Origin of the sequence: Pseudoduganella buxea (assembly GCF_009720835.1) — a bacterium.
GTDB classification, from domain to species: domain Bacteria; phylum Pseudomonadota; class Gammaproteobacteria; order Burkholderiales; family Burkholderiaceae_D; genus Rugamonas; species Rugamonas buxea.
Genome location: NZ_WNKZ01000015.1, coordinates 37,860 through 59,866, shown reverse-complemented (window position 1 = coordinate 59,866; position 22,007 = coordinate 37,860). Strand labels below are relative to the sequence as shown.

16 protein-coding genes are annotated in these 22,007 nt (G+C 63.1%); all 16 read right to left on the bottom strand.

From position 1 onward, the window contains the following. Window positions 1-11: 11 nt before the first annotated feature. Window positions 12-2,003 (bottom strand): heparinase II/III family protein, encoded by a 1,992-nt coding sequence (locus GM672_RS07935; RefSeq protein ID WP_155469988.1) that lies wholly within the window; start codon window positions 2,001-2,003, stop codon window positions 12-14. After that, complete coding sequence (locus tag GM672_RS07930; protein ID WP_170299976.1) at window positions 2,000-3,046, bottom strand: glycosyltransferase family 4 protein; 1,047 nt, start codon at window positions 3,044-3,046, stop codon at window positions 2,000-2,002. The genes GM672_RS07935 and GM672_RS07930 overlap by 4 nt, the downstream gene beginning before the upstream one ends. Window positions 3,047-3,185: 139 nt before the next feature. Further along, window positions 3,186-4,499: a phenylacetate--CoA ligase family protein gene (locus tag GM672_RS07925; protein ID WP_155469986.1), complete on the bottom strand. Its 1,314-nt coding sequence runs from the start codon at window positions 4,497-4,499 to the stop codon at window positions 3,186-3,188. 423 nt (window positions 4,500-4,922) lie between these two features. Next, a complete protein-coding gene (locus GM672_RS07920; protein ID WP_503826358.1) occupies window positions 4,923-6,710 on the bottom strand; it encodes a heparinase II/III domain-containing protein in 1,788 nt (595 codons plus the stop codon). Between the two features lie 924 nt (window positions 6,711-7,634). Continuing rightward, window positions 7,635-9,095 carry an O-antigen ligase family protein gene (locus GM672_RS07915; protein WP_170299975.1) on the bottom strand — a complete coding sequence of 487 codons (1,461 nt, stop codon included), beginning with the start codon at window positions 9,093-9,095 and terminating at the stop codon, window positions 7,635-7,637. 64 nt (window positions 9,096-9,159) lie between these two features. After that, window positions 9,160-10,617 (bottom strand): oligosaccharide flippase family protein, encoded by a 1,458-nt coding sequence (locus tag GM672_RS07910; RefSeq protein ID WP_155469983.1) that lies wholly within the window; start codon window positions 10,615-10,617, stop codon window positions 9,160-9,162. 47 nt (window positions 10,618-10,664) lie between these two features. Then, window positions 10,665-11,351 (bottom strand): exosortase-associated protein EpsI, B-type, encoded by a 687-nt coding sequence (gene epsI / locus GM672_RS07905; protein ID WP_155469982.1) that lies wholly within the window; start codon window positions 11,349-11,351, stop codon window positions 10,665-10,667. Then, on the bottom strand, window positions 11,348-12,259 hold the full coding sequence (gene xrtB / locus GM672_RS07900) for an exosortase B (protein WP_229417615.1): 912 nt from the start codon (window positions 12,257-12,259) through the stop codon (window positions 11,348-11,350). The genes epsI and xrtB overlap by 4 nt, the downstream gene beginning before the upstream one ends. A gap of 1 nt (window position 12,260) precedes the next feature. Beyond that, window positions 12,261-13,133: a chain length determinant protein tyrosine kinase EpsG gene (gene epsG, locus GM672_RS07895; protein ID WP_229417614.1), complete on the bottom strand. Its 873-nt coding sequence runs from the start codon at window positions 13,131-13,133 to the stop codon at window positions 12,261-12,263. Between the two features lie 13 nt (window positions 13,134-13,146). Next, window positions 13,147-14,553: a chain length determinant protein EpsF gene (gene epsF, locus GM672_RS07890; protein ID WP_155469980.1), complete on the bottom strand. Its 1,407-nt coding sequence runs from the start codon at window positions 14,551-14,553 to the stop codon at window positions 13,147-13,149. Between the two features lie 41 nt (window positions 14,554-14,594). Beyond that, complete coding sequence (gene epsE, locus GM672_RS07885) at window positions 14,595-15,383, bottom strand: polysaccharide export protein EpsE (RefSeq protein ID WP_155469979.1); 789 nt, start codon at window positions 15,381-15,383, stop codon at window positions 14,595-14,597. Between the two features lie 39 nt (window positions 15,384-15,422). After that, the gene (locus GM672_RS07880) at window positions 15,423-16,325 is read right to left on the bottom strand and encodes an EpsD family peptidyl-prolyl cis-trans isomerase (RefSeq protein WP_229417613.1); all 903 of its coding nucleotides are present in this window, start codon (window positions 16,323-16,325) and stop codon (window positions 15,423-15,425) included. A 281-nt stretch (window positions 16,326-16,606) separates the two neighbouring features. Further along, window positions 16,607-17,989 carry an undecaprenyl-phosphate glucose phosphotransferase gene (locus GM672_RS07875; RefSeq protein WP_155469977.1) on the bottom strand — a complete coding sequence of 461 codons (1,383 nt, stop codon included), beginning with the start codon at window positions 17,987-17,989 and terminating at the stop codon, window positions 16,607-16,609. 12 nt (window positions 17,990-18,001) lie between these two features. After that, entirely contained in the window at window positions 18,002-19,153 is a 1,152-nt protein-coding gene (gene epsL, locus GM672_RS07870) for an XrtB/PEP-CTERM-associated polysaccharide biosynthesis outer membrane protein EpsL (protein WP_155469976.1), read from the bottom strand. A gap of 90 nt (window positions 19,154-19,243) precedes the next feature. Continuing rightward, window positions 19,244-19,972: a CAAX prenyl protease-related protein gene (locus tag GM672_RS07865; RefSeq protein ID WP_211517338.1), complete on the bottom strand. Its 729-nt coding sequence runs from the start codon at window positions 19,970-19,972 to the stop codon at window positions 19,244-19,246. Window positions 19,973-20,096: 124 nt separating this feature from the next. Next, complete coding sequence (locus GM672_RS07860) at window positions 20,097-21,992, bottom strand: ATP-binding cassette domain-containing protein (RefSeq protein WP_155469975.1); 1,896 nt, start codon at window positions 21,990-21,992, stop codon at window positions 20,097-20,099. Window positions 21,993-22,007 lie beyond the last annotated feature (15 nt).

Here is a 22,007-nt window from a genome sequence, read left to right as displayed (position 1 = left end):
ACGCCGGTCGTTCATTCCTGACGGGTCCCGCCATGTCCAATGCGGATATGCGTGACGAACGTCGTCGTGCCGGCGATGCGGGCGTGCCAGACGGCCGTGCTGATCGGACTCTTTTCGTCGAACTGGCGCGAGATCCAGCCGCCCAGCGGCACGTCGCTGCCACGCAGCAGCTCCACGTCGTTGCCCGACGAGCACGTCATAGCCAGGGACTGCCGGCGGCCGTTGACGCGCAGGCCGCCACCGGCGACGGTGACAGTGCAGCCTTCGGCAAACTGCCAGTGCAGTGCGATGTCGTGCTCGCCGCGGCATTCCAGCACATCCGTCACGACCAGCATCCCGGCCGTGGCATCGAATTCGATGCGGCGCCGGTGCCCGACCGGGTCGGCCAGGCGCCGGTAGCCGTCGTGCTCGCCTTCGAAGTGCTGTACCGCGCCGTCCGCCTGGTGCGACAGCAACCGGGCGTTGGCCTTCTTCAGCCACATGAAGTTGCCGCCGATTTCGGACTGGTCCTGCCGGTCAACCTGCACCGTGTTGTGGGCCGCCGTGCTGCGGAAGTAATCGCGCCACATCTTCTGCGTGTGATACGCATAGGTACCGGGATCGATCAGCAGCTCCTCGCCGCCGGCCGACAGCGTGAAGGACAAAGCATCGGCATGACCGTGCGCGGCGATCGACAGGTAGCCCAGCGGCGCGCAGTCGATTACGACCCGCACTTCGTCCGGCGTGCCGAAATCCTTGCCGAGCAGGAAATAGCCGCCCTGGGGGAAGGCCGTGACGGGCTGCTCGGCGCCGGCCGTCGGCAAGGCTTGCCACCGCGCCGCGGCATCGGCGCCGAACAGCCAGCGGTTCTTGTCGTCCAGCGCGCCCGCCTTGCGCTTGAAGTCGCTCCGCTGGAACAACAGCGCGCAGCTGGCCAGCAGCGAGCGGTACGGGCTCCAGCCGCCTTCGTACGACAGGCGCACCATCTGGGCGTCGTCGGCGTCGCCCGTCATCGGCACATTGCCGCCCACGTCCATCAGCGCGGCAACGAACTCGGCCAGGCGCTCCAGCCGTTCGAGGTAAGGGGCGGAGAAACCGGCACCGTTGGCCAGGCCGATGTGATGGCACAGCAACATCATGTCCATCACCTCGTGCTGGTAATAGATCGCCTGCTCCCGGTTGACGCCGTCTTCGGTATTCTGTTTCAGGGCCTCGACTTCCAGGCCACGGCGGGCCAGCGCCTCCCAGCGCGCGCTTTCCGGCCAGCATGGCCATTGCACGCTGGCGACGAACAGGCCCATGTATTCACCGAACAGGTGGTTGTTGGCCGACGAGTGGCGCGAGAAGTACCCGCGGATGAAGTGGCAGTGCCGGTAGATATTATCGAGCCAGCGGCGCTGGAAGCGCGTGCCCTCCTCGCCCTTGAACAAGGCACTGTCCGCACCACCCAGCAACTGCCAGGCAAACGCCCAGTTCAGCAGGCGCACGGCCAGTTCCAGCGAGCTGGTCCAGTGAACCCCCATCGGGTAAGGACACTGGTCGAACCAGGATTCCAGCAGCAGCCGGGCGCCAGCGGCATAGCGCTGCTCGCCGGTGGCGCGCCACGCCAGCGCCAGGGTCACCAGTTCCAGGTGCCGGCTCGGTTCCCACAGGTATTTGATATCGCCCACGACGGACTCGCGCCGGTAGTCGATGGCCTTGCCCAGCTTCATCGGCGCTGCGGTACCCGTCTTCGGATCGCGGTTCCACTGGGGCGGGAAGCCCAGGTTCATGCCCTTCATCGCAAACACGTTCCAGCGTCCCGCCAGCACCGCGTCCGCCGCTTCGCGCAAGGCGGCCACGTCCTGCGGCGCACCGGCAACGAAGGGCGCGCCAAAGCGCGCCAGCGACGGCGCCGGGACCTTTGCCACCAGGCCGAAGCCAACCTTGCTGGCCTTCTTCTGCGCCATCTGCTGCACGCGCCACAGGATTTCCGGCACACCCATCAATCGGAGACGATTGATCTTCCACGCAACTGTACTCATCGCTGCGCACTTCCCAAGTCAAGGTAAATCTGCTCCAGCCGTGGCATGACCACCGTGCTGGCGAATGTGGTTTCGATCTTGCGCCGGCCGGCCGCGCCCATGCGCCGGGCAAGTTCGGGGTCCTGCAGCAGCAGCTGCAGCTTCTCGCGCAGCGTCTGGACATCGCCCGGCTGCACGAGGAACCCTTCGACGCCATCGGTGACGGCATCCGGGATGCCGCCAACGGGCGTGGTGATGACCGGCAATCCGGCCGCCATGGCCTCGAGCACGCTCATCGGCAGGCCTTCGGCGTACGAAGGCAGCGCAAACAGCGTGGCGCGGGCCAGGTAGCCGGGTTTCTGCTCCGGGCCGACCCAGCCCAGCAATTCCAGACGGTCGCCGATGCCCAGCTCGTTGGCCCGCTGGCGTACCTGCTCCAGTTCGCCATCGCCGCCCAGCAGCAGGCGCACCGGCTGCGGCATGGCGGCCGCAGCGGCCAGCAAATCGTAGCTGCCCTTGCCCTTGTTCATGCGTCCCAGGGTCAGCACGGAGGCCGCGTCGCGGCCGGCCCAATCGGCCGGAGCCGGTCCCGCGATGACGGGGTTGTACAGTGCGCTGATGCGGGGATTGCTGCTGATACCACGCACCCAGGCCTGCCATTGCTGCGACATCACCAGCACCTGGCTGACATTATCGTACAGCCGGCGGATCAGCCAGCGCTTGACGGGACCGCATTCTTTTTCATAGAAGGTGGCGAAGCCGCCGCCATGCAGGTGCAGGATGGACGGCACGCCGAACAGGTGGGCCAGCTGGAACAGGCCGTACTTGCGCCAGAAACTGGCCCGCGAGGCGACATGGATATGCACCAGCCCGACCTTGCCTGCAATGAGCATGCCCAGCAATTCCACATAGGCACGCAGCATGATCTGCAGCTTGGCCTTGCCGCCGCCGTCGCAGTGCGTGGCGATATAGTGGAGGGGGAACCGGCTGAACAGCCCGCAGTCCTGGTAGACCTGGACGACGGAGGCAATGCCCCCTTTTGTCGCCAGGCTCGTTCCCAGCATTACAATCTTCTTGACCTTCTTCATAATCCATTCATCACAGCATTGAACTCGCACACGGCACCGTGGCCTGGGCTTCGACACTCGGGCCATCCCGGGCGCCCCGACGGGGCAAGGCGCCTCCTGAAACCTGCGGGCCCGTTCAGGCCGCGGCGCGTTCGCGCGTTTCGACCAGCTTGCGCTTGCCGTTCGGCGCCAGGGGAATATCCTGGACTTCTTCCAGGTCGATATCGAAGAAGGTGCCCCAACGCTTGAGCTGCGCGCCCAGCACGAACTCGCGCTGCTCCGCGCTCAGGGGGCCGTGCTTGCCCACCACCGCCAGGCGGATCGCGCCGGGCGTCTTTTGCCGGATCTGGTACAGCCGCACGAAATCCCAGGTCACTTCGTCGATGACGATGGACAGGCCGGGAATGCGGTTGCCCGTGCGGTCGATGAGGAATTCCTGGTCGCGCCCGTCGATGACTTCGCACAGCCCGTCGGCATCGACGCGGCCGAAATCGTTGGTGCGGTAACGGATCAGCGGCATGACATCGTTCCACAGCGACGTGCCGACGATTTCGGCGGAACTGCCCTCGATGCGGTTTTCCGTCACGGCATACAGGGGCTCGAACCGGTACGGCTGGTACTGGCCGGCGTGAAAGCCCGCGAACGCCAGGTTGGTGCGCTCGGACTGGCCGTAGCTCATCGAAGTGGGAGCGTGGAACAGGCTGTCGATGGCCACCAGTTGCTGTCGCGTGACAGGCTCGGAGACAAGGAAGACGGCCCTGACCTTGAAGTCCAGGTCACTGTCCCGGATTACTTCGGCCAAAGCGGACGCCGAGCTGGGATAGGCGTGCACATAGGCCGGCTTGACTTCGTTCAACGCGCGCAGGATGTGGTCGCGGTGCTTCGGCTCGATATGGTACGGCGACAGCAACAGCCGGTTGCCGATGACGCGGGTGGGGTCCTCGTGCGCGAGGCGGCGCGCATCGGCACCGATGCGCAGGTACATGCTCTTGTCGAACGTAAATCCGGTCTTGCCCCATTCGTGGGTCAGGAAGGCCTTTTCGATATCGGCCAGGCGCTTGTTGCGCCACATGCCGATGCCCTGCCCCGACGAGCCGCCGCTGGTGACATAGTTCAGGTATTTCGGATTGAGCCGCTCGTCCAGGAAATCGCGCTGGCGACTCATGATTTCCGCCTTCGTCAGGAAGGGGAAGCGCTGCAGCAGGTCGCGCGGCGCCTCGTTGGCCAGTTCCGCCGCGGTGAGCTTGATGGTGCTGCGGTAGAAAGGCACGTGGGTGCAGGCCGAGGTCAGGATGTGCCGCAGACGGTTATCGGCCTGGGCACGCTTGACTTCCGGGCTGGCGTCGAGCAGTCCCATCACATCGAAATACGCGGGGTGATACAGCACGCGTGCCGGAATGTACTTGCGGTACGTGTAATACTGTTTCTCAAGCCAATCTAGATAACTCATCCAAGAATTCCATTGAAAGCGGTGAATCGGGGCCCGTCCGCCTTTGCGGCAGCCGGGGCACATGCCCCGATGAATAGTTCCCTGAGGCAGACAAAACCACCCCAGCCGGTCAAACTCGTAATATTATGACAAAAATTTTGACGCAGTGCAGCACTGTTTTTTGCGGCGGAGGCCGGCGCTGTCAAAATCCGCCGTTCCCGCACTGTAGGAACCGGCGCGGCAACATGCTCCCAAGCACGTGTATACAAGTGGACAACATTTGTACTGTCAAAATCTTAACACAAATAAATTTCTTTCCGAGCACGAATGGCGCCTAGGAAACTTTACAGGGATCCGTGACAAAAAAAAACCCGCCATGCTGCGCATGACGGGGTTCTTGAGGCGATACGGGCACGGCCACTCGATCCGGCCGTGCCGCAAGGCTTAATTCGGCAGCGCCAAGGTCTGGGTGCCCACTTTCAGCGTACGGCCGCTTGCCGTTGCCGTCAGCTGTACGGCAGGGTTCTTGCAACCGACGTCGAGCAGGATGAGGAATTCCTGTGACGTAACCGGTGCCAGGCTGACGAAGGCACCGTGATCTTCCACCGTGCCGGCCTTGGGCGCCACCACGGCCGTCCGTTTTTCGAAGTTCACGGAAGCCGGTGTGATCGGCCGCACGCAGACACGCTCGGTCGCATCGGCACTGGCCACCGTGACCTTTTTCGAGGCTGCGTCATAGACCATGGGCGAGAACGAGTGGAAGTTCCATTCGTACTTCACGGCCGTCGGTGCGACCAGCTTGTCCATGATGACTGCCGCGTTACTGGAACGCAGGTACCACACCTTGCGGATCGCCGAGTTCAGCGCGCCGCCGTAGGTGGGCGTCGCATCGCCTTCCGCATAGTCGAGGGTGCTGGTCGTCGAGAACGCCGTGATCTTGCCACCGAACATCTTCTGGCGGTTGTACCCTTCCTGCGTGTAGCCGTCCGTGATCTGGCCCTTGCCGCCGTCGAACGTAATGGCATTGTGGGCCTTGGTCTGGCGGTACCAGTTGGCGGCATTCGGCGAACCGAAGTAATCCGAATAACCGGATTGGGCCAGCAGGGCGTTGCCCGACTTCATCAGCACGAACGAATTCTGGTCCGCATGGCTGTGGTTATACGAACCGTACGGACTGGACTTGAAGTACAGCGAAGTACGTTTCAGATCGGCCATGCTGCTGTGCATGGCGACCCAGCCGATGCTCGGATACACGCCGGCGTTGGGCATGACTCCCGTGCCCGCGGCTTTCGTGACGGGCAGTGGATATGGTGCCTGCAGCATCTTCAGCGCTTCCATTTCGCCAGGAATGGCCTTGTAGTACCAGTTGGCCTGGTTCGTCGAGAAATTGGCGGCAAAGCCCTTGAACACATAGCCGGTCGGGACGAGTTCCTGCTCGTCGCCAAACAGGTGACGTTTCTGGCCAGGCGGAACAAAGTGGGCCAAGAAGCGCATGAAGCCGACCGACCAGGGCTTGGAGAACATGTCGACGCCGGTGGCGATCAGCAGGGGCTGCCAAACTTGCTGGAAGATCTCTGCGCTGTACTGGGCATACGATGTACCGTTGGCATAACCACCTTCCGGGCCGCTCCATACGCTGGTCGATGCCACCGATGCGCGGAACGAGAAATCGAACCACCTGGTTGCATTGGCGATATCGCCCATGGTCAAGGTGGCGATCAGTGCCACATATGCCAGGTTGGTACCGCCGTGCGAGTCGAAGGGGTACTGGTCCATCCGACCTGCGTTGTTCGACAGGTCGTTATAGATGACGGTCGTACGCTGGTCGATGATGCTCAACCATTTGGCCTTGCGGGTGCTGTCCAGGGCGCCGTTCAGCGCATCGTAGGCCTTGGCGAGCGACAGCGCGATCACGCGGGTGCCCTGGTCCTGGCTGACGTAGCTGGTCGCGCCATTGACATCGAGCGCGGCCAACGCGTCGCCCCGCACCAGCGTCTCGGTCAGGTACTTCTGCTCGCCCGTCAGGCGGTACAGCAGCGACGCAGCTTCCAGCTGGCGGCCGTTGGCGAAGATTGCCTGGCGTACGGCGGCGATCTGCGCTGCCGTCTGGGCCGTCACGGTCGTCGTGGAGGTCAGCGCCCAGTCGCTGTCCTTCGGGACTGCGAGGCGGGGCGTGGCCCAGTCGATCTCCGTCTTTAGGCGCGTCAGGGCAGCACCGCGTTCCAGTTTCAACGCGGCCGGCCACGCACTGTAAGGCGGGGTGGAAATCGCACGAGGATGTGGCTTGGCGGCAATTTGCGAGCGCAGGACGGCATCATCGGGCACAACAAAGCGTGCCGTCAGCGAATTGACGTAAAAATAACGGGGATCGGACCATGCGGTGGCATTGTTCGACGGGCGTACACGCCATGTGTAGGTGCCGTCCGCCAGGGGCTCGGACGGTAGAAGCCAGTTGCGCGTAGCAGTATAAGTCTTGTATACTGTGCTACCATTCTTGACCTCAAGAACATAAGATGGCGGATTGCTACTGTGGCGCGGCCAGGAAAAAACGGGCGGATTCGCAACCTGGGTCGTCCAAGCCTTGGGCGCGGCAGTAATCACCATCGGATCCGGATGCACGGCCCAGTCGGCGCTGGCATTACTCCCAATCGTTGCGGTGCATGCTGTGAATAGGAGCTGCAACGTCGAGGTGCGGGAAAACTTCATCTATCTATCTCCATCGAAGAGCATTGAGCGGGCACGATTTCGTGCGATGAGACTTGCGCGGGCCGTTTTTAAGGGCGTGAGCATGACTCTTCTTGGTGCCCAGCACATTTCTGTTACTGCCATTATACTGGGTTTCCCTACGAAAACCATTGGCCACAATTTACTCAAGGCAATTTTCCAATGCGCTGTGGCGCATTTCAAACAGTTTAAATGGCAATTTTTGTCGTTTTCACAGTAGGTGCTGGCATATTGCCATCGGTCTGTGTTAAGAAAATTGAATTCATTCCACGCCGAATATCGGACACATCATGTCGGAATGCCTCGGCATGGTTGACTGCCCTGTCTTAGGCAGGGATAGGGTGTCCTGTCGATCATGCCTCTGGGCACATGCTGCGGGACGAACTGCATTCGCTTGGCATGCCGCCTGCGTGGCCGGCATGCCTGCAAACTCTAACGATAGTGCAATGCGGTCTGCGGCATCGTTCCGGCCAGCTGCGCCATGCCGGCCGTGGCCAGCCGTCGCGGACGGGCGCCGCGATCGATAATGTAAATGAAATAAGCCGTTGTCGCGAAGAATTCGGCAGCCAGGATGACTGTTGGCGCGATCGGTGTCTCGCTGATGGTTCTCAGCAGCAGCACGACCAGCATGGCAATGGTGGCATTGCCGCTGGCCTTCGCTCCCCGGATGGCGTACCGGATCAGGTAGCCCATGAAGATCAGCAGTGTCACGAGCCCGACGAGACCGGAAAGGCTGAACACCTGCAGGTACTGGTTGTGCGCCGTTGCGGCACCGCTGAGGCCGAGGCGCAGGCGTGTTGCCAGGTTCCAGTAGTCGGCACCCTGCCCGAACAGGGGATTCTGCATGCCGGCATCGATGGCGGCTGCCCAGATCCACAGGCGGCCGGTTCCGGAACTGAGGTCGCCCACGGCGCGCGGATTGAGCTTGCGCTCCAGGCTCCTGAGCATGCTGCCGTCGCCGAACATCATCACGGCGGCAACGATAACGATGATCAGACATGCCACGCCGAGTGCGAGGGCAAGCAATTGCCCGCCGGCGCCGTTGTAGTCGCGCCCCTTGCGGTTGAAGAAGTGCCAGATGCGCGTGCCATAAATGATGGAAGCGCCGGCGAACACGCCGATGATCGACGTCTTCGACTGCGACAGGATGATGCAGAGGATCGCGCCGCCGAGCAGCAGCAGGTGCATCCAGCGCTTGCGCACGGGCTCGGCCATTTCAAGCAGAATGTATCCGCACGTCACCGCTCCCAGCGAATTGGCGTGGGTAGTCGTTCCCAGCAGCCGCACGTTAAATCCTGGAATCAGGCCGCCGTAACCGGGCTGGATTGCCGCTTCCGGCTGTACGACAGCAAACAGGAGGCTTGTAAAGACGATCAGGCCTGTCATGACCTTGCAGACGTTCACCGGATCCCGCTCGTGCAACGGCAGCCACAGGAAGATGGCCAGGTAAACAAAAAACGGGTACACCAGGCGGACGTGGAAATAATCCTGCACGCCGAAAAAGATCGGCAGGATACTCGACGCCACGTAAAAACACATGAAGGCCTTGGCGATATCGCTGGGATTGGCCATGCCGCGCTTGTGGAAGCGGCCTGCCGCGGCCAACCTGCCGTTCAGATCGAACAGGCGGGCTGCGCACAGTGCGACGGCACAGGCAATCACGGAAACAAGCAGCAACTTGCCGACCATGCCACCGGCCACATCGGCTTGGCCGACATTCTCCAGGCCTTCCGTGCTGAGGCGAAGGCGCCGGCCCATTGCCACGACGGCACCGATACTGGCGACGGAAACGAGGGTCAGCAAGGTCGGCAGAGCCCAGCGCCGCAAGCGCACCACCACGCCGCTGCCGACGGCAATGCCGATGACGGCCCCGACGCCCAGCAGCAGGGCCACCAGGGGGAAGATGAAAAATGTAAATAAGTTATCCATGAGCCGCGGCCCTCTTCAAAAATTCGGCTTATCGATCAACCAGCCGGAGCAGTCGGACGCCCGGACCGAAACGTTGCATGACATCGCGCAGCGGGTCCGACAGGAACCAGCGGGGGAACAGCGCCACCAGGCACAGCACGGCACCCGTCTGGCCCAGCAGTGCCAGGCCCTCGGCGGCCGCTTCGGGAATGCTGCGAGGCGCCAGCGCGCCGAGCGGAATCGCCATCACGCAGGCCGCCAGAAGCGGGCCGCGCATCACTTCGACAAAGGCGCCCGCATGGATATCGATCCGTTCGGCCATGGCGCGCATCTGGTAGACCAGGCGAATGACGTATGCCAGCGAAATGGCCAGGCCGACACCGACCAGGCCGAAGTGATTTGCCACCAGCAGGGCAACCGTCATCAGTACCAGGCACAGCACCTGGGAACGCAGCACGGCGCCCTGCCCGCCGTTGGCCGTCAGCATGGCCCCGGACAGCGCATTCATTGCGACCGCCACCATGCCCACCGTCATCGCGGCGAAGGCGCCGCTGGCGTCGATCCACTTGGCACCGAATACCATGCGGATAATGAAGTCGCTGTGGGTCATGCCATAGCCGTACGCCGGCGTGGCAATCAGGGCGATCACGGACAGTGCCCCCAAGTAGAGGCGCCGCTGGCGGATGGCATCCTGCCCCAGCGCCGACGCGGCGGAAAACAGCACGCTTTGCAAGGTCTGGGCCAGTTGCACCGCCGGGGTGCGCGACAGCATCAGCGCCGCGTTGAAGGTGCCCAGCGCCGATGGGCCCAGGGCGCCGACCGTCAGGCCGCTGACGTTGTCGACCGACCAGTTGACGATATTAATGCCCGCCACCTGGCGGCCCAGGGCGCCGGCACGCGTCGACTTGAACGGATTGCCCAGCTTCAGCGAGTGTGGGGCGTAATAGTAGCTGATGGCGACCATCAGGATCGACTGCACATACCAGGCCGCCAGCAGCGACCAAACGCCAAAGCCGAGCAGGGCCAGCGTAACGCCCACCACCGGGGTGGCGAAAATATACGCGCCCGTGTTGGCGATCTGGATTTTACCGAACTGCAGATCCTTGCGCAGGCGGGCCTGCGCGATGCCCCACACGGCGATCAGCACGCAAGAAGGCGCAGCCCACCGGAACAGGCTGCCCGCCAGGCCGCCCAGGTAATACTCGGCCGGCCAGGAAAGGCAGTACACGAGAACGGCGGCCAGCGAGGAGCCCAGCAGCAGGCGCGACAGGACGATCTTGATTTCTTCCTCGTCCCAGTCGCTCTGGATCAGCGACCAGCCGAAGCCCTGGTCGACAAACAGCGCCAGCACGCCGAATGCCAGGGTCACGTAACCGAACATGCCGACCGGCTCCGGGCCCAATTGGCGCATGATGACAAGCTGTGCGCCGAACTGCGCGACCACGCGTACCAGCGTGCCGATGTAATTGCTCGTGACCGCGGTCAGAGTCTTTGCTGCAAGCGACATGATTCCTTTGATGCTGTGCGGCCGTGGTCAAGAGACCACGGCGACTTTTACTGCGTCATGCCCATCAGGCGTTGCCGCGCTGCCGGGTCGAGCGCACTGGCGAGGGCGCGAACGAACTGCTCCTGGACGGCGAAGGCGCTGGCCGACTCGCGGTCGATCGACGAGACGCGGAACAGCAGTCCATCGGGAATGGTTCCGCTGAAGCCGTATCGCATTTCCGCCAATTTCTTGTCGATGCCATTCGTCACCGCCTTGTCACCCACGGTGGTCCAGTAGGTGACGGGTTCGAAGCGCTGCTGCTGGAAATTCGTTTCCAGCCGCTTCACGGGCAACCGCGCCCCGCCCAGCGTGATGCTGCTTTGCTGGTTCGACGTGACGCGGAAGCCCTGGGCCGGATAGCACACTTCCGGATAGTGCACCTGGCTGCTGTCGCTCTGGTCCGTGCCATAGGCTACGGACAGCATGATGCGTTCACCCTGCTCGTTGACATAGGTACGGTTGACCGTCTGCGTATAGATGCGCTTGAGCTCTTCCTCGATTTGCGGATCGACGACGGAGTTGGCCAGCATCTTTTCCTCGGCCCAGCCCGCAAAGCGGGTCGGGATCATCTGCTCGAGCGTACGCTCCGGCCGCATCTGCGACATATGCTGCGTGGGCGTCAGGTATTTCGCGCCGGCGGCGGACATTACCATCAGGCCACCCGCCACCAGGGCCTTCATCATTGTGCGGTTCATGCAGGACTCCCGACGGCCCGGCGCGCACGACGCGCGACGAGGGTTTGCAACAGGGTATCGACGGACAGGATCAGGATCAGCGCGCTGATGAACAGCACCATGCCTGCGAAACCATGCAGGAATCCCTGGCCGGCCGCGTCGCCGAAGTAATAGGTAATCAGCGTCAGCGCGATCACGCGGATGACGTTGGCCGTGAACGAGATCGGAATGATCAGCACGGCGAGCACGACATTGCGCAGCACCGCCGTATGGCGCACCACGTTCAGGTAGAACAGGCCGAGTGCCTCAAGGGTCAGCAAGGTCTGCAGGCCCGCGCAGGCATCGGCCACCAGCAGCTGGTACTGGCCGATCTGCAGGATCACGCCGCTGCGGGCAATCGGGTAGCCGGCCGTGAACAGGATCAGCTCCGTCATATAGGACACCGCCATCTTCATCGGCATCGTCAGCGCCGCCACCAGGGGGCCGGGCAGCGGAATCATGAACAGCATGAAGAAGATCGGGAACCACTGGAAGCGCAGTGCGCGACCGCCCCAGCCAAGCAGCAGCAGCGACACGAGCGCCAGCACGAAGGCCAGCAGTTCGCCGGCCTGGATGCCCTGCGAGCGTCCGATGACGTAGCAGAACAGCGCGGCGGCCAGCAAGGGCCAGCCGGCCGCGCTCGGGCGCGGCTCGCCGATCGCCGCCATCATGTCCGGCCACTGACGCCACAGCAACCACAAGGCCAGGGCCAGGATGATCGGGCCATGGGCGTAGCTTTCCGTCGACCACATGCCGTTCGCCAGGCTGAGGAAGGTTGGCACGAACATGGCGAGCAGGCCGACGGCGGCCGGCCACCAGTCGCTCAGGAAGCTTTTCCAGTGTACCGCCGGCACGGTCTCGCTACGGGGCTGTGGCATCGCTGCGGACATATCAGAAGTCCACCATCACGGCGCCCACCACTTCGGCACCGCTGCGTTCGACCTGCTCGCGCAGCGCGGCGACGTCGGCCAGCGCGGAATGATTGCGGCGCACCACCAGCAGCACGCCGCCGGAACGGGCAGCGGCCACCAGCGGGTCCGATCCCATCGCCACCGTCGGCACATCGTACAGCACCACGTCGTACAGGTTTTCCAGCTGTGCATTGAGGGCGCCGAAGGTGCCGCGGCTGAGCAGCTCCTGCGGGTTCGGCGGCAGCGTGCCGGCACCCAGCACGGACAGGTCGACGAACGACTCGATCACGGTAACGGCTTCCAGCCCGGCACGGCCGGCCAACACGTCGGACAGGCCCTGGCGGGCCTTCAGCACGAAGATCTCATGCTGGCGCGGACGGCGCAGGTTGGCATCGACCAGCAAGGTGCGCTGGCCCAGCTGCGAAAACACGACGGCAAGGTTGGCCGTGAACAGGCTGGCGCCGTCGCCGCCGCTGACGCCCATGACGACCAGCGACTTGCGGTTGCCGCCGAACCATTTCAGCATCAGCTGGCTGCGTACCGCGCGCAGGGTCTCGACTTGCGGCGAGAACGGCTGGTAGGCTGCCACCAGTTGTTCCGGGTAAGGCCCGGTGCCTGGCTGCAGGTAGGGATAGTCGAACTGGCGTGCCAGCACCTGGGCGATGTCGGCTTCCGTTACCAGGCCGAGACGCTGGGCCGCTTCGCCGAAGCGCATGCCGGTTTCCTTCTGCAGGCGCAGGACCTGTTCGGCATTTTCCGGCGTGATCTTGCGCGAGGCAAGCAGCAGCGCGCCGATGCTGTCGCCGCTGCGCGGCTGGGACGCCGCTGCGGAAGCGGGTGCGGGGAAATTCATGATGTGCTCCATATCAAGAGGCGGCCAGCGCACGGTTGCGGCGCAGTTTGCTCAACGCGAAGCGGCGGGCCGGACGCGTTTTCCAGTCCAGCGCACCCAGCACGGGCAGCTGCAGTACGTCGGACAGGTCGTTCTTGGAGCGCACGCGGCGGTCCAGCATTTCCACCAGCAGGCCCAGGCCGACGCCCAGGATGCTGCCGAAGATGATCGACAGCATGACATTGAACAGCACGCGCGGACCGGCCGGCTTGGTCGGTGCGACGGCCGGATTCAGCACGGCGACGTCGGACTGGTTGACCTGGCCTTCCAGGCGCGTCTGGGACGAGCGCTGCGACGTGGCTTCGAAGGCGCGCTGGGCGCTCTCGACATCCTTCTGCAGTACATTCATTTCGTCGCGCAGGCGGTTCAGGTCCAGCAGCTTGGCCTTCTGTTCGGCCAGCGCGGCGCGCAGGGTCGCTTCACGCTCGCCCAAGATGGTGGCGTTGTTGCTCACGCTGCTCGACGCAATGCTCATCTGCTCGCGCAGGTCCTTGGTCAGGCGGTCAGCCTCGGCACGGGCAGCCAGGTAATCCGGATGGTTGCGTGCCAGCTTCTGGCTCAGCTGTGCCAGCCGTGCCTCGGCCGCGCCCAGGCTCACCTTCAGGTTCTGGATCAGCGGGTTGGACGTCACGTCGGGCGACTGGGCCGACGAGTTGCGGGCCATCGAGCGGCGCGACTGCGCGTCGGCCAGCTGGGCCTGTGCTGCCACCAGCTGCGACGACAGTTCGTTCAGGCGCTGCGATTCCACGTCGAGGCGGTTGTCGACGCTGACAATGCCATGTTCCTGCTGGTACTTCGACAGGCGGCTCTGCGCCGCTTCCAGGTTGTCGCGCAACACGCGCACCTGGCCATTGAAGTAAGTCGACGCACGCTGCATCGGTTCGACGCGCAGTTGCACGCTGACCTTCTGGTAAGCGTCGGCAAACGCGTTGGCCACGGCGGCAACGAACTGCGGGTCCGAGCCCGAGAAGCTGACGCCGACGACCGAGCTTTCGCGCGACGGTTCGACTTCCAGCTTCTTGAGCAGCAGGTCGGCCAGCCAGTCGCGCACCGTGCCGTTGCCGCCGGTCGCTTCGTTGAACTGGGCGATGACGGCAGGATTGTTGGCCAGGCCGAGGTCGTCGACGACGCGCAGCGCGACGTTCTTGCTGCCAATGATATCGATCTGGGTAGCCATGAATCCAGGCAGCAGCTGGCCCGGCAGCGCCAGTCCCGTCACCGGGTCGACGCCTTTAAAATTCATGACCAGCGAGTTGGTAGCCTTGTAAGTCTTGGGCATCAGCAGGCTGGCCACAAGAGTCAGCAGCACGGCGGCGAGAAGGGTCCACAGGACGATCTTCTTGCGCGCGCGCAGGATTAGTAGAAATTGCGAGAAACTCATGGAACCGCCTTAGGACGCAGAGATAAAAAAATCGGTACCTGTCAGAACAGGCTTTCCTTGACGTACACGATATCGTCGATTTGCAGCAGGTCGTCGTGCTTGGCATCGAGTACCTGCAGCTTGCCGTCCGCATCGCGACGCTTGATACGCATGCCACGCTCCGTGCCACGCTGCGACAGGCCACCGCCGACCGCCAGGGCCTGCAATACCGTCATCTGGCGTTCCAGGCGGAAGGCGCCAGGACGCTGTACTTCACCGTAGATGTAGAAGCGTGGTGCGCGTTCGACATAGATGATGTCGTCGGCCGTCATTTCGACGTCACGCTGCAGCTCGCCGCTGCGCATCATCGCGACGATGTCCAGCGTTTCCTTCGTCACGCTGGTGCCGCGCTTGCGGATCAGCGTGATGGAGTCGGCGCCATCGGTGTTCATGCCGCCGGCCAGCGCCAGCATGTCGAGCACGGTACGGCGGCCTTCGATCGGGTAGCGGCCAGGACGCAGCACGGCGCCCAGCACGGAAACCTGCTGGCTGGACAGGCCGGTCACGAGGATCGACACCTGGGGCTTCTTGACGAAGCCGCCCTTTTCCAGCATGTCGGCGATCTTGCGTTCGGCCACCGGGATTTCCAGGCCATTCAGCTGGACCTGGCCGATCAGCGGGAAGGTGATGGTGCCGGCCGGCGTGACGCGCGTTTCGACGGTCATGTCCGGCATGCCGTACACGCCGACCCGGACCACGTCGCCGGGGCCCAGCGTACCGTTGGCGGCCATGGCCGACCCCATGAACAGGCTCAGCATCCCCGCCGCAACCCACAAAAGCATTTTTTTCATTTTGTAATTCCTCTTATACCGATAATGATTGACAGCAGGTTACTTCAGGCCGGCGACGCCGCGAGCGGCAGCCGCGTCGGCCGCAGGTGCCGCCGTGGCCGCTGCCGGCGCTGCGGCCGTAGCCGCTGCAGGGGCCGCGGGCGTGGTACCGGCCGGCTGGTTCATGTATTCGATCTTGGCGGTCGAACGCAGCTGCTTGATGGCAGCATCCGCGGCTTCCTTGTTCTTCTTGTTGAACAGGAACTGTTCGATCTGCGGTGCGGCCTGTTCCAGCGTCAGCGGTGCGTCCTTGATTTCGTTGATGGCGATCAGCATGCTGCGGGCGCCTTCACGAATGATGAACATCTGCCCTTTCGGCATCGCCAGCAGGCGGCTGTTCAGCTCAGGCGGCAGGTCGGTGCTGGCACGTGCCAGCTGGGCACGGCCGAACTTGACCTGGTGGGCTTCCAGCCAGGCAGCCACTTCGTCGAGCGACTTGGACGAATCGATTGCCTTCTTCACATCGTCGTTGACGTCGGAGGTGGCCAGCACCAGCTGGCGCATGTCGAACTGCTTGCGGTTGGCAAACAGGTTCGGGTTCTGCGTATAGTATGCCTCGACTTCCGTCTTGCTCGGGCGCGCCACGGTGCCGATGCGCTTTTGCAGGTAGGCCTGGGCCACGATGGTGGACTTGGCCCGTTCGATCGCCTGCAGCACCTTCGGATCGCGGTCCAGCTTTTCCTTGGCCGCCTCGCTCTGCAGCAATTGCCGGTCGATCAGGGCGTCCAGCAGTTGCTTGCGCGTGGTTTCCTGCTGCGCGGCCTGCGGGTTGACGCGACCGAGCTCGTCATTGAGCTGCATCACGGTGATTTCTTCACCATTCACGCTGGCCAGGGCCTGGCCCGGTTTTTTTTCCGCTTTGTCGCCGCAGGCGGTGAGAATGGCGGCAGTCATCACGAGCATGCCGACACCCATCATGCGGGAACGACGAGTTTGTCCTGGTGCTACAGTTTTTACGTTTTTCAAAGAATCCTCCGGTGCCAGGTCTGCGCCGTAGCGGAATGCCGACGCAACGGGACGCATATTACAAAAAATATCAGACTAAAGTCAAAACAGCAACTGTTTGCGCGCCGTCGCTGCCCCGTGCGGGGTGTACAAATTTACAATTCCAGCTCGCATTGTAATGCAAGCAAGGCCTTGTTACAGCAGGCTTATTTGTCGCGGCGCGCGGCTTTAAGGTTCACTTAATGCGCGTTTTCGCGTGCCAGCACGACCTTCACGGTCTTCACGATAATCCACAGGTCGAGCCACAGCGACCAGTTGCGCAGGTAGTCCAGATCGTAGCGGATGCGTGCCTCCATCTTGTCCAGTGTCTCAGTCTCGCCACGCAGACCATTGACCTGCGCCCAACCGGTGATGCCTGGCTTGGCTTTATGACGCAACATATAGCCCTTGATCAACTTGCGGTATTGCTCGTTGTGGGCGACCGCATGGGGACGCGGACCCACGATACTCATCCGTCCCTGCAGCACGTTGATGAACTGCGGCAGTTCGTCGAGCGAAGTCTTGCGCAGGAAGGCACCCACCTTGGTGATGCGCTGGTCGTTCTTGGTGGCCTGCACAACCTTGCTGCCGTCTTCCGTCACCGTCATCGAACGGAACTTGTAGACATAGATCTGCTCGCCGTACAGGCCGTAGCGGCGCTGGCGGAAGATCACGGGTCCGGGCGAACTCAACTTCACCGCCAGCGCGATCGCCACCATGACCGGCAACAGCATCAGCTGGATCACCGTTGCCAGCGCAATATCGCTGGCACGTTTGACGAGGCTGTTAAAGCCTGTAAACGGTGTTTCGCAAATGGCGATGACGGGCATGCCGCCCACGTTGTCGAAGCGGGCCTGCATCAGGTCGAACACGTAAATATCCGGCAGGAAATATACCGACGCCGTCGTGTCCTGCAGCTCGTCGAGCAGCTTGCGGATACGCGGCTGGGCCGACACGGGCTGGCTGATGAAAATCATCTTGATGTTGTTTTCACGGACATAGGCAGCCACGTCCGACATCTTGCCCAGCACGGGGTGGTTCAGTTCAGCCGGGTGGCGTTCGCTCGTGCGGTCGTCGAAGAAGCCCTGCACGCGCATGAACAGGTTCGGGAAACGCTCGATGGTGCGGGCAAACTTGATGCCGACATCGTTGGCGCCAACGATCAGCACGGAGCGCACTTCGCTCGCCTCGGACGGATCGGAGCCGACCTTGCGCGCGGCCAGGTGGCTCACCAGCAGGATCAGCGGCGTGGCGCAGAACCATGCCAGCACGACGCGCTCTTCATAATGGAAGGCCAGGCCGCTGACGTTGCCCAACACCACCAGGATCAGCGCCGTGATGATCCAGCCGGCGAACACGTCACGCGAGTAGGCCAGCGTGCGGCCGCTGCGCCAGGTGCGGTACGGATCGATGTGCTGGTAGACGGCGGAGGAGATGAAGAAAGCCAGGATCATCAGCACCAGCGAATAGCCGGTAAACGGTTCACCGAACAGCATCGACGAGGCATACAGGGTGCCCATGATGATGAGCGGATCCAGCACGCGCTGGAAGAAGGAGATCAGGGGAATATCGTTGATCGTCATTATTTCATTTCATTAAAACTGTACGGTGGCGTTCAGCGAAACGCCCTTGGCGCGGTAGTCCCGGGAGCCGGCCAGCGGGCTGCCTTCGCGTTGCTCGCGGAACAGGCTGACGCTCAGCTGCGTCGCCCGGGTGGGCGCGTAGGTCATGCCCAGCTGCGCCGACTTGGTGTCGTCGGCATCGTCCACATCGGAGAAGCGGTCGTCGAGCAGTTCGAAGCGGCGCTTTTCGCGCCGCAGGCTTGCCGTTGCCTGGATCTTGGCGGTGGCGGCCCAGGTGGCGCCCACGCTGGCACCTCGATTCAGGCTGCTGTTGACGATCAGGCTTTCCACGGCGGAGAACTCGCGCCACGCCTCGGCATTGAAGCTGACCTTGCCCAGCGGTGCCCACTTGGCCGAGGCGCGCCCGTTGAAGCCGCTCGAATTGCGCACCGAATACACGTCGTATTCGCGGCGCGCGTAGCCGGCCAGCACCTGCACCTGGGTAACGCCGCTGTAGAGCCAGTTGATGCTGGCTTTCAACTCGTTCTGCTTGAAGTCATTCACCAGCAGCACGCCGTTGACGACGCGGGGATTCTTGTAGTTGCCCTTGATCTGGCGCGCCACCAGGCCGACGGTACTGCCGCTGCGGGCCAGGTAATCGCCGCCGAACTCGATCAGGTCCTGGTCGCGGTCGTTGACCTGTTGCGCCAGCAGCTCGTATTCATAGGCATTGCGGGTAAAGCCGCCGCGCAGGCGCCAGCTGGGATGGAAGCGCCACGCCGCCGTGGCATTGACGCGCCGGGTAGTGCGCAGGTTGCGCTGGCTGGTCGACGTGTCGCTGAACGGTGTCAGGGTCTCGACATAGCTGCCGCCCAGGTGGCCGGACCAGCGGTTGCCGATCTGCCACGCCAGGTCGCCGTCGAAATCCTTGCCGTTATAGTCCAGCTGGTTGAAATGGTCGAAGGTAACGCGCGACACCTTCGCCGTGCCCGTGAGCAACTGGCGTCCGAATGGCCGCTCCACCATGACACCGGCCTGGGCCTGCGTGGCGCGATCCGACCGCTGGAAGCCGGCAGGCGTGTCGTCGCCCAGACGCAACAGGTTGTCGTCGTAGGTATAGCCGATGGCAACGAATGGGTGGATGGTATCGCTGAGCGCTGCCATTGCGCCGCCGCTGGTCAGCATGGCAGCGCAAGCAAGGAGCGACAGGCGCGGGCCAACCGATAGATGGGAACGGAACATTGTTATAAATGGTGAGTTAGCTAAGTTGCAATTTTACCAGTAAGTCCAGCTGCCGGTGGCGAGAACCCAACCGGCCAGCATGCCGTTCGTGACCGCATGGGCCACGATCGGCGACCACAGATTTCCGGCGCGCATGTACAGCAGACCGTAGGCCAGGCCGGCGACAATGCCGGCGAACCACAGGTTATGTTCGAAGCCAAACAGGACGGAGGTGATGGCCAGGGCCTTCACTCCCACCTCCGCCGGACGGCAGTCGAGGAACTGGGCCTTGGCCAGCCAGCGCTGCAGGAAAGAGCGCCAGAACAGCTCCTCCATCACGGGCACCACCAGGGCGGCGCCGGCAACGCGGCATGCCACCAGGACCCAGTCGATGCGGCCATCGGTGCCGGCCGGGTTGTAGCCGGCCGATGCGCCAATCTGCATCCAGCCCGCGTTCAGGTTAATCCAGAGAACGAAGACGATGGCCCCCACCACGCTGGCCACCGCCACGTCGCGCAGGCTCGGCCGCGCCGTAAACAGTTCCACATACTGGCGCCGGTAGAAAACCAGCAGGGCCACCACGGCGGCGATCTTGAGTGGATAGAGCCACAGCATCTGCTGGGCGGACCAGCCGAGCCGGTCCAGCAGGTCGGCGATGGCGATGAACGCCATATAGGCTGCGAACGGCGCGATGCGCGCCATCGACTGGCCACGTTGCCCTGCCTGCGGTGGAACCCCGATCGCCTCGTGGGCGCCGGGTGGTTTAGGTTGCTGAGCTGTCATCGCAAACTGCCTCGATCTTTTTCCGACAGGGCACCCGCGGCGCCCTAAGTTTGCAGATATTACAACAACTTAGGCGTGATGTACCGCACAAATCGTGCGCAACGGAAATTTTAACAATTGTAAATCAGGCATTACCGCCCTCGATGGCTTCCCACCGTTCCAGGGCAGCCAGCAGCTCCTCCTCGATGACGGCGATGCGGCCATGGATGCGCTTGGCCTCGGCCGGCGTTTCCTTGTAAAAATTCGGGTCGGCCAGGAGGATGTTCAACGACGCCTGCTCGTCCTCCAGCTTGGCAATAACACCAGGCAACTCATCGAGCTCGCGCTGCTCCTTGAAACTCAGCTTGCGCGCCTTGGCCGGCGCCGGCGCTGCCTTGGCCGCCTTCGCATCGCCCTTCTTCGGCTCGGCCGCCGTGGCCGATGGCATGACCCGCACGCGCTCCCAGTCCGAATAGCCACCGATATACTCGCGCCACGTGCCGCCACCGTCCGCGGCGATGACCTGGGTGACGACGTTGTCGAGGAAAGTGCGGTCGTGGCTGACCAGGAATACGGTGCCCGGGTAGTCCTCCAGCAATTCTTCCAGCAATTCCAGGGTCTCGATATCGAGGTCGTTGGTCGGTTCGTCCAGCACCAGCACATTGGCCGGCTTGGCGAACAGGCGTGCCAGCAGCAGGCGGTTACGTTCGCCACCGGAGAGCGTGCGTACCGGCGACCGGGCGCGTTCCGGGGCGAACAGGAAGTCGCCCAGGTAGCTCATCACATGTTTTTTCTGGCCGTTGACCTCGACCCAGTCGCTGCCCGGCGAGATCGTTTCGGCCAGGCTGGCCTCCTCGTTCAGCTGGGCCCGCATCTGGTCGAAATACGCCACCTGCAGCTTCGTGCCTTGTTTGACCGTGCCGCTGTCGGGTTGTTCCTCGCCCAGGATCAGTTTGAGCAGCGTGGTTTTGCCGGCGCCGTTCGCGCCGATCAGGCCGATCTTGTCGCCGCGCAGGATGGTGGCACTGAAGTTCAGCACGATCTGCTTGTCGCCATAGCGCTTGTCGACATTCTCCAGCTCGGCCACGATCTTGCCCGAGCGCTCGCCCGACGTCACTTCCAGCTTGACCTGGCCCTGCTGCTCGCGCCGCACGGAACGCTGTTCGCGCAAGCGCTCGAGGCGGCGCACGCGCCCTTCGTCACGGGTACGGCGGGCCTGCACGCCCTTGCGGATCCACACTTCCTCCTGGGCCAGGAACTTGTCGAACTTGGCGTTCTCGATTTCTTCCACGGCCAGTTGCTCGGCCTTGCGGGTCTGGTAGGTAGAGAAATTGCCTGGATACGACAGCAGGCGGCCGCGGTCGAGTTCGACGATGCGGGTTGCCACGTTGTCGAGGAAGGAACGATCGTGCGTAATGAACAGCACGCTGCCCTTGAAGTCGCGCAGCAAGCCTTCCAGCCACTGGATCGACGTGAAGTCGAGGTGGTTGGTGGGTTCGTCCAGCAGCAGCACGTCCGGCGCCGCCACCAGGGCGCGGGCCAGGGCCACGCGCTTCTGCATGCCGCCCGAGAGCGTCTTCATCAGCGCGCCCGGCCCCAGGTTCAGGCGGTCCAGGGTCTGCTCGACCTTGTTGTTGATGCTCCACGCATCGGCCGCATCGAGCTTGACCTGGATATCGTGCATGCGTTCCATCAGCGCATCATCGTCGCCCTGGCCGAACTGGCCCGTCAGCGCGTCGTATTCCTTGACCAGGGCCGGCAGTTCGCCCAGGCCCGACGCCACCGCATCGAACACCGACATGTCCGGGTCGAACTGGGGTTCCTGCTCCACATAGGCAATCTTCAGTCCCTGCTGCATGACGAGCAGGCCATCGTCCAGCTTCTGGCGGCCGGAAATGATCTTCAGCAGCGACGACTTGCCGGTGCCGTTACGGCCGATCAGGCCCACGCGCTCCCCCGTTTCCAGGGAAAATTCAGCGTGATCGAGGAGTGCATGATGACCGAAGGCCAGTTGCGCGGAAGAGAGGGAGATGACTGCCATGAGGGATGACTGCGA

Bases quoted from the DNA above. Each gene is read 5' to 3' on its own strand.
- GM672_RS07935 (WP_155469988.1), bottom strand. From the start codon at position 2,003: ATGAGTACAGTTGCGTGGAAGATCAATCGTCTCCGATTGATGGGTGTG.
- GM672_RS07930 (WP_170299976.1), bottom strand. From the start codon at position 3,046: ATGCTGGGAACGAGCCTGGCGACAAAAGGGGGCATTGCCTCCGTCGTC.
- GM672_RS07925 (WP_155469986.1), bottom strand. From the start codon at position 4,499: ATGAGTTATCTAGATTGGCTTGAGAAACAGTATTACACGTACCGCAAG.
- GM672_RS07910 (WP_155469983.1), bottom strand. From the start codon at position 10,617: ATGTCGCTTGCAGCAAAGACTCTGACCGCGGTCACGAGCAATTACATC.
- epsI (WP_155469982.1), bottom strand. From the start codon at position 11,351: ATGAACCGCACAATGATGAAGGCCCTGGTGGCGGGTGGCCTGATGGTA.
- xrtB (WP_229417615.1), bottom strand. From the start codon at position 12,259: ATGTCCGCAGCGATGCCACAGCCCCGTAGCGAGACCGTGCCGGCGGTA.
- epsG (WP_229417614.1), bottom strand. From the start codon at position 13,133: ATGAATTTCCCCGCACCCGCTTCCGCAGCGGCGTCCCAGCCGCGCAGC.
- epsF (WP_155469980.1), bottom strand. From the start codon at position 14,553: ATGAGTTTCTCGCAATTTCTACTAATCCTGCGCGCGCGCAAGAAGATC.
- epsE (WP_155469979.1), bottom strand. From the start codon at position 15,383: ATGAAAAAAATGCTTTTGTGGGTTGCGGCGGGGATGCTGAGCCTGTTC.
- GM672_RS07880 (WP_229417613.1), bottom strand. From the start codon at position 16,325: ATGCTCGTGATGACTGCCGCCATTCTCACCGCCTGCGGCGACAAAGCG.
- GM672_RS07875 (WP_155469977.1), bottom strand. From the start codon at position 17,989: ATGACGATCAACGATATTCCCCTGATCTCCTTCTTCCAGCGCGTGCTG.
- epsL (WP_155469976.1), bottom strand. From the start codon at position 19,153: ATGCTGACCAGCGGCGGCGCAATGGCAGCGCTCAGCGATACCATCCAC.
- GM672_RS07865 (WP_211517338.1), bottom strand. From the start codon at position 19,972: ATGACAGCTCAGCAACCTAAACCACCCGGCGCCCACGAGGCGATCGGG.
- GM672_RS07860 (WP_155469975.1), bottom strand. From the start codon at position 21,992: ATGGCAGTCATCTCCCTCTCTTCCGCGCAACTGGCCTTCGGTCATCAT.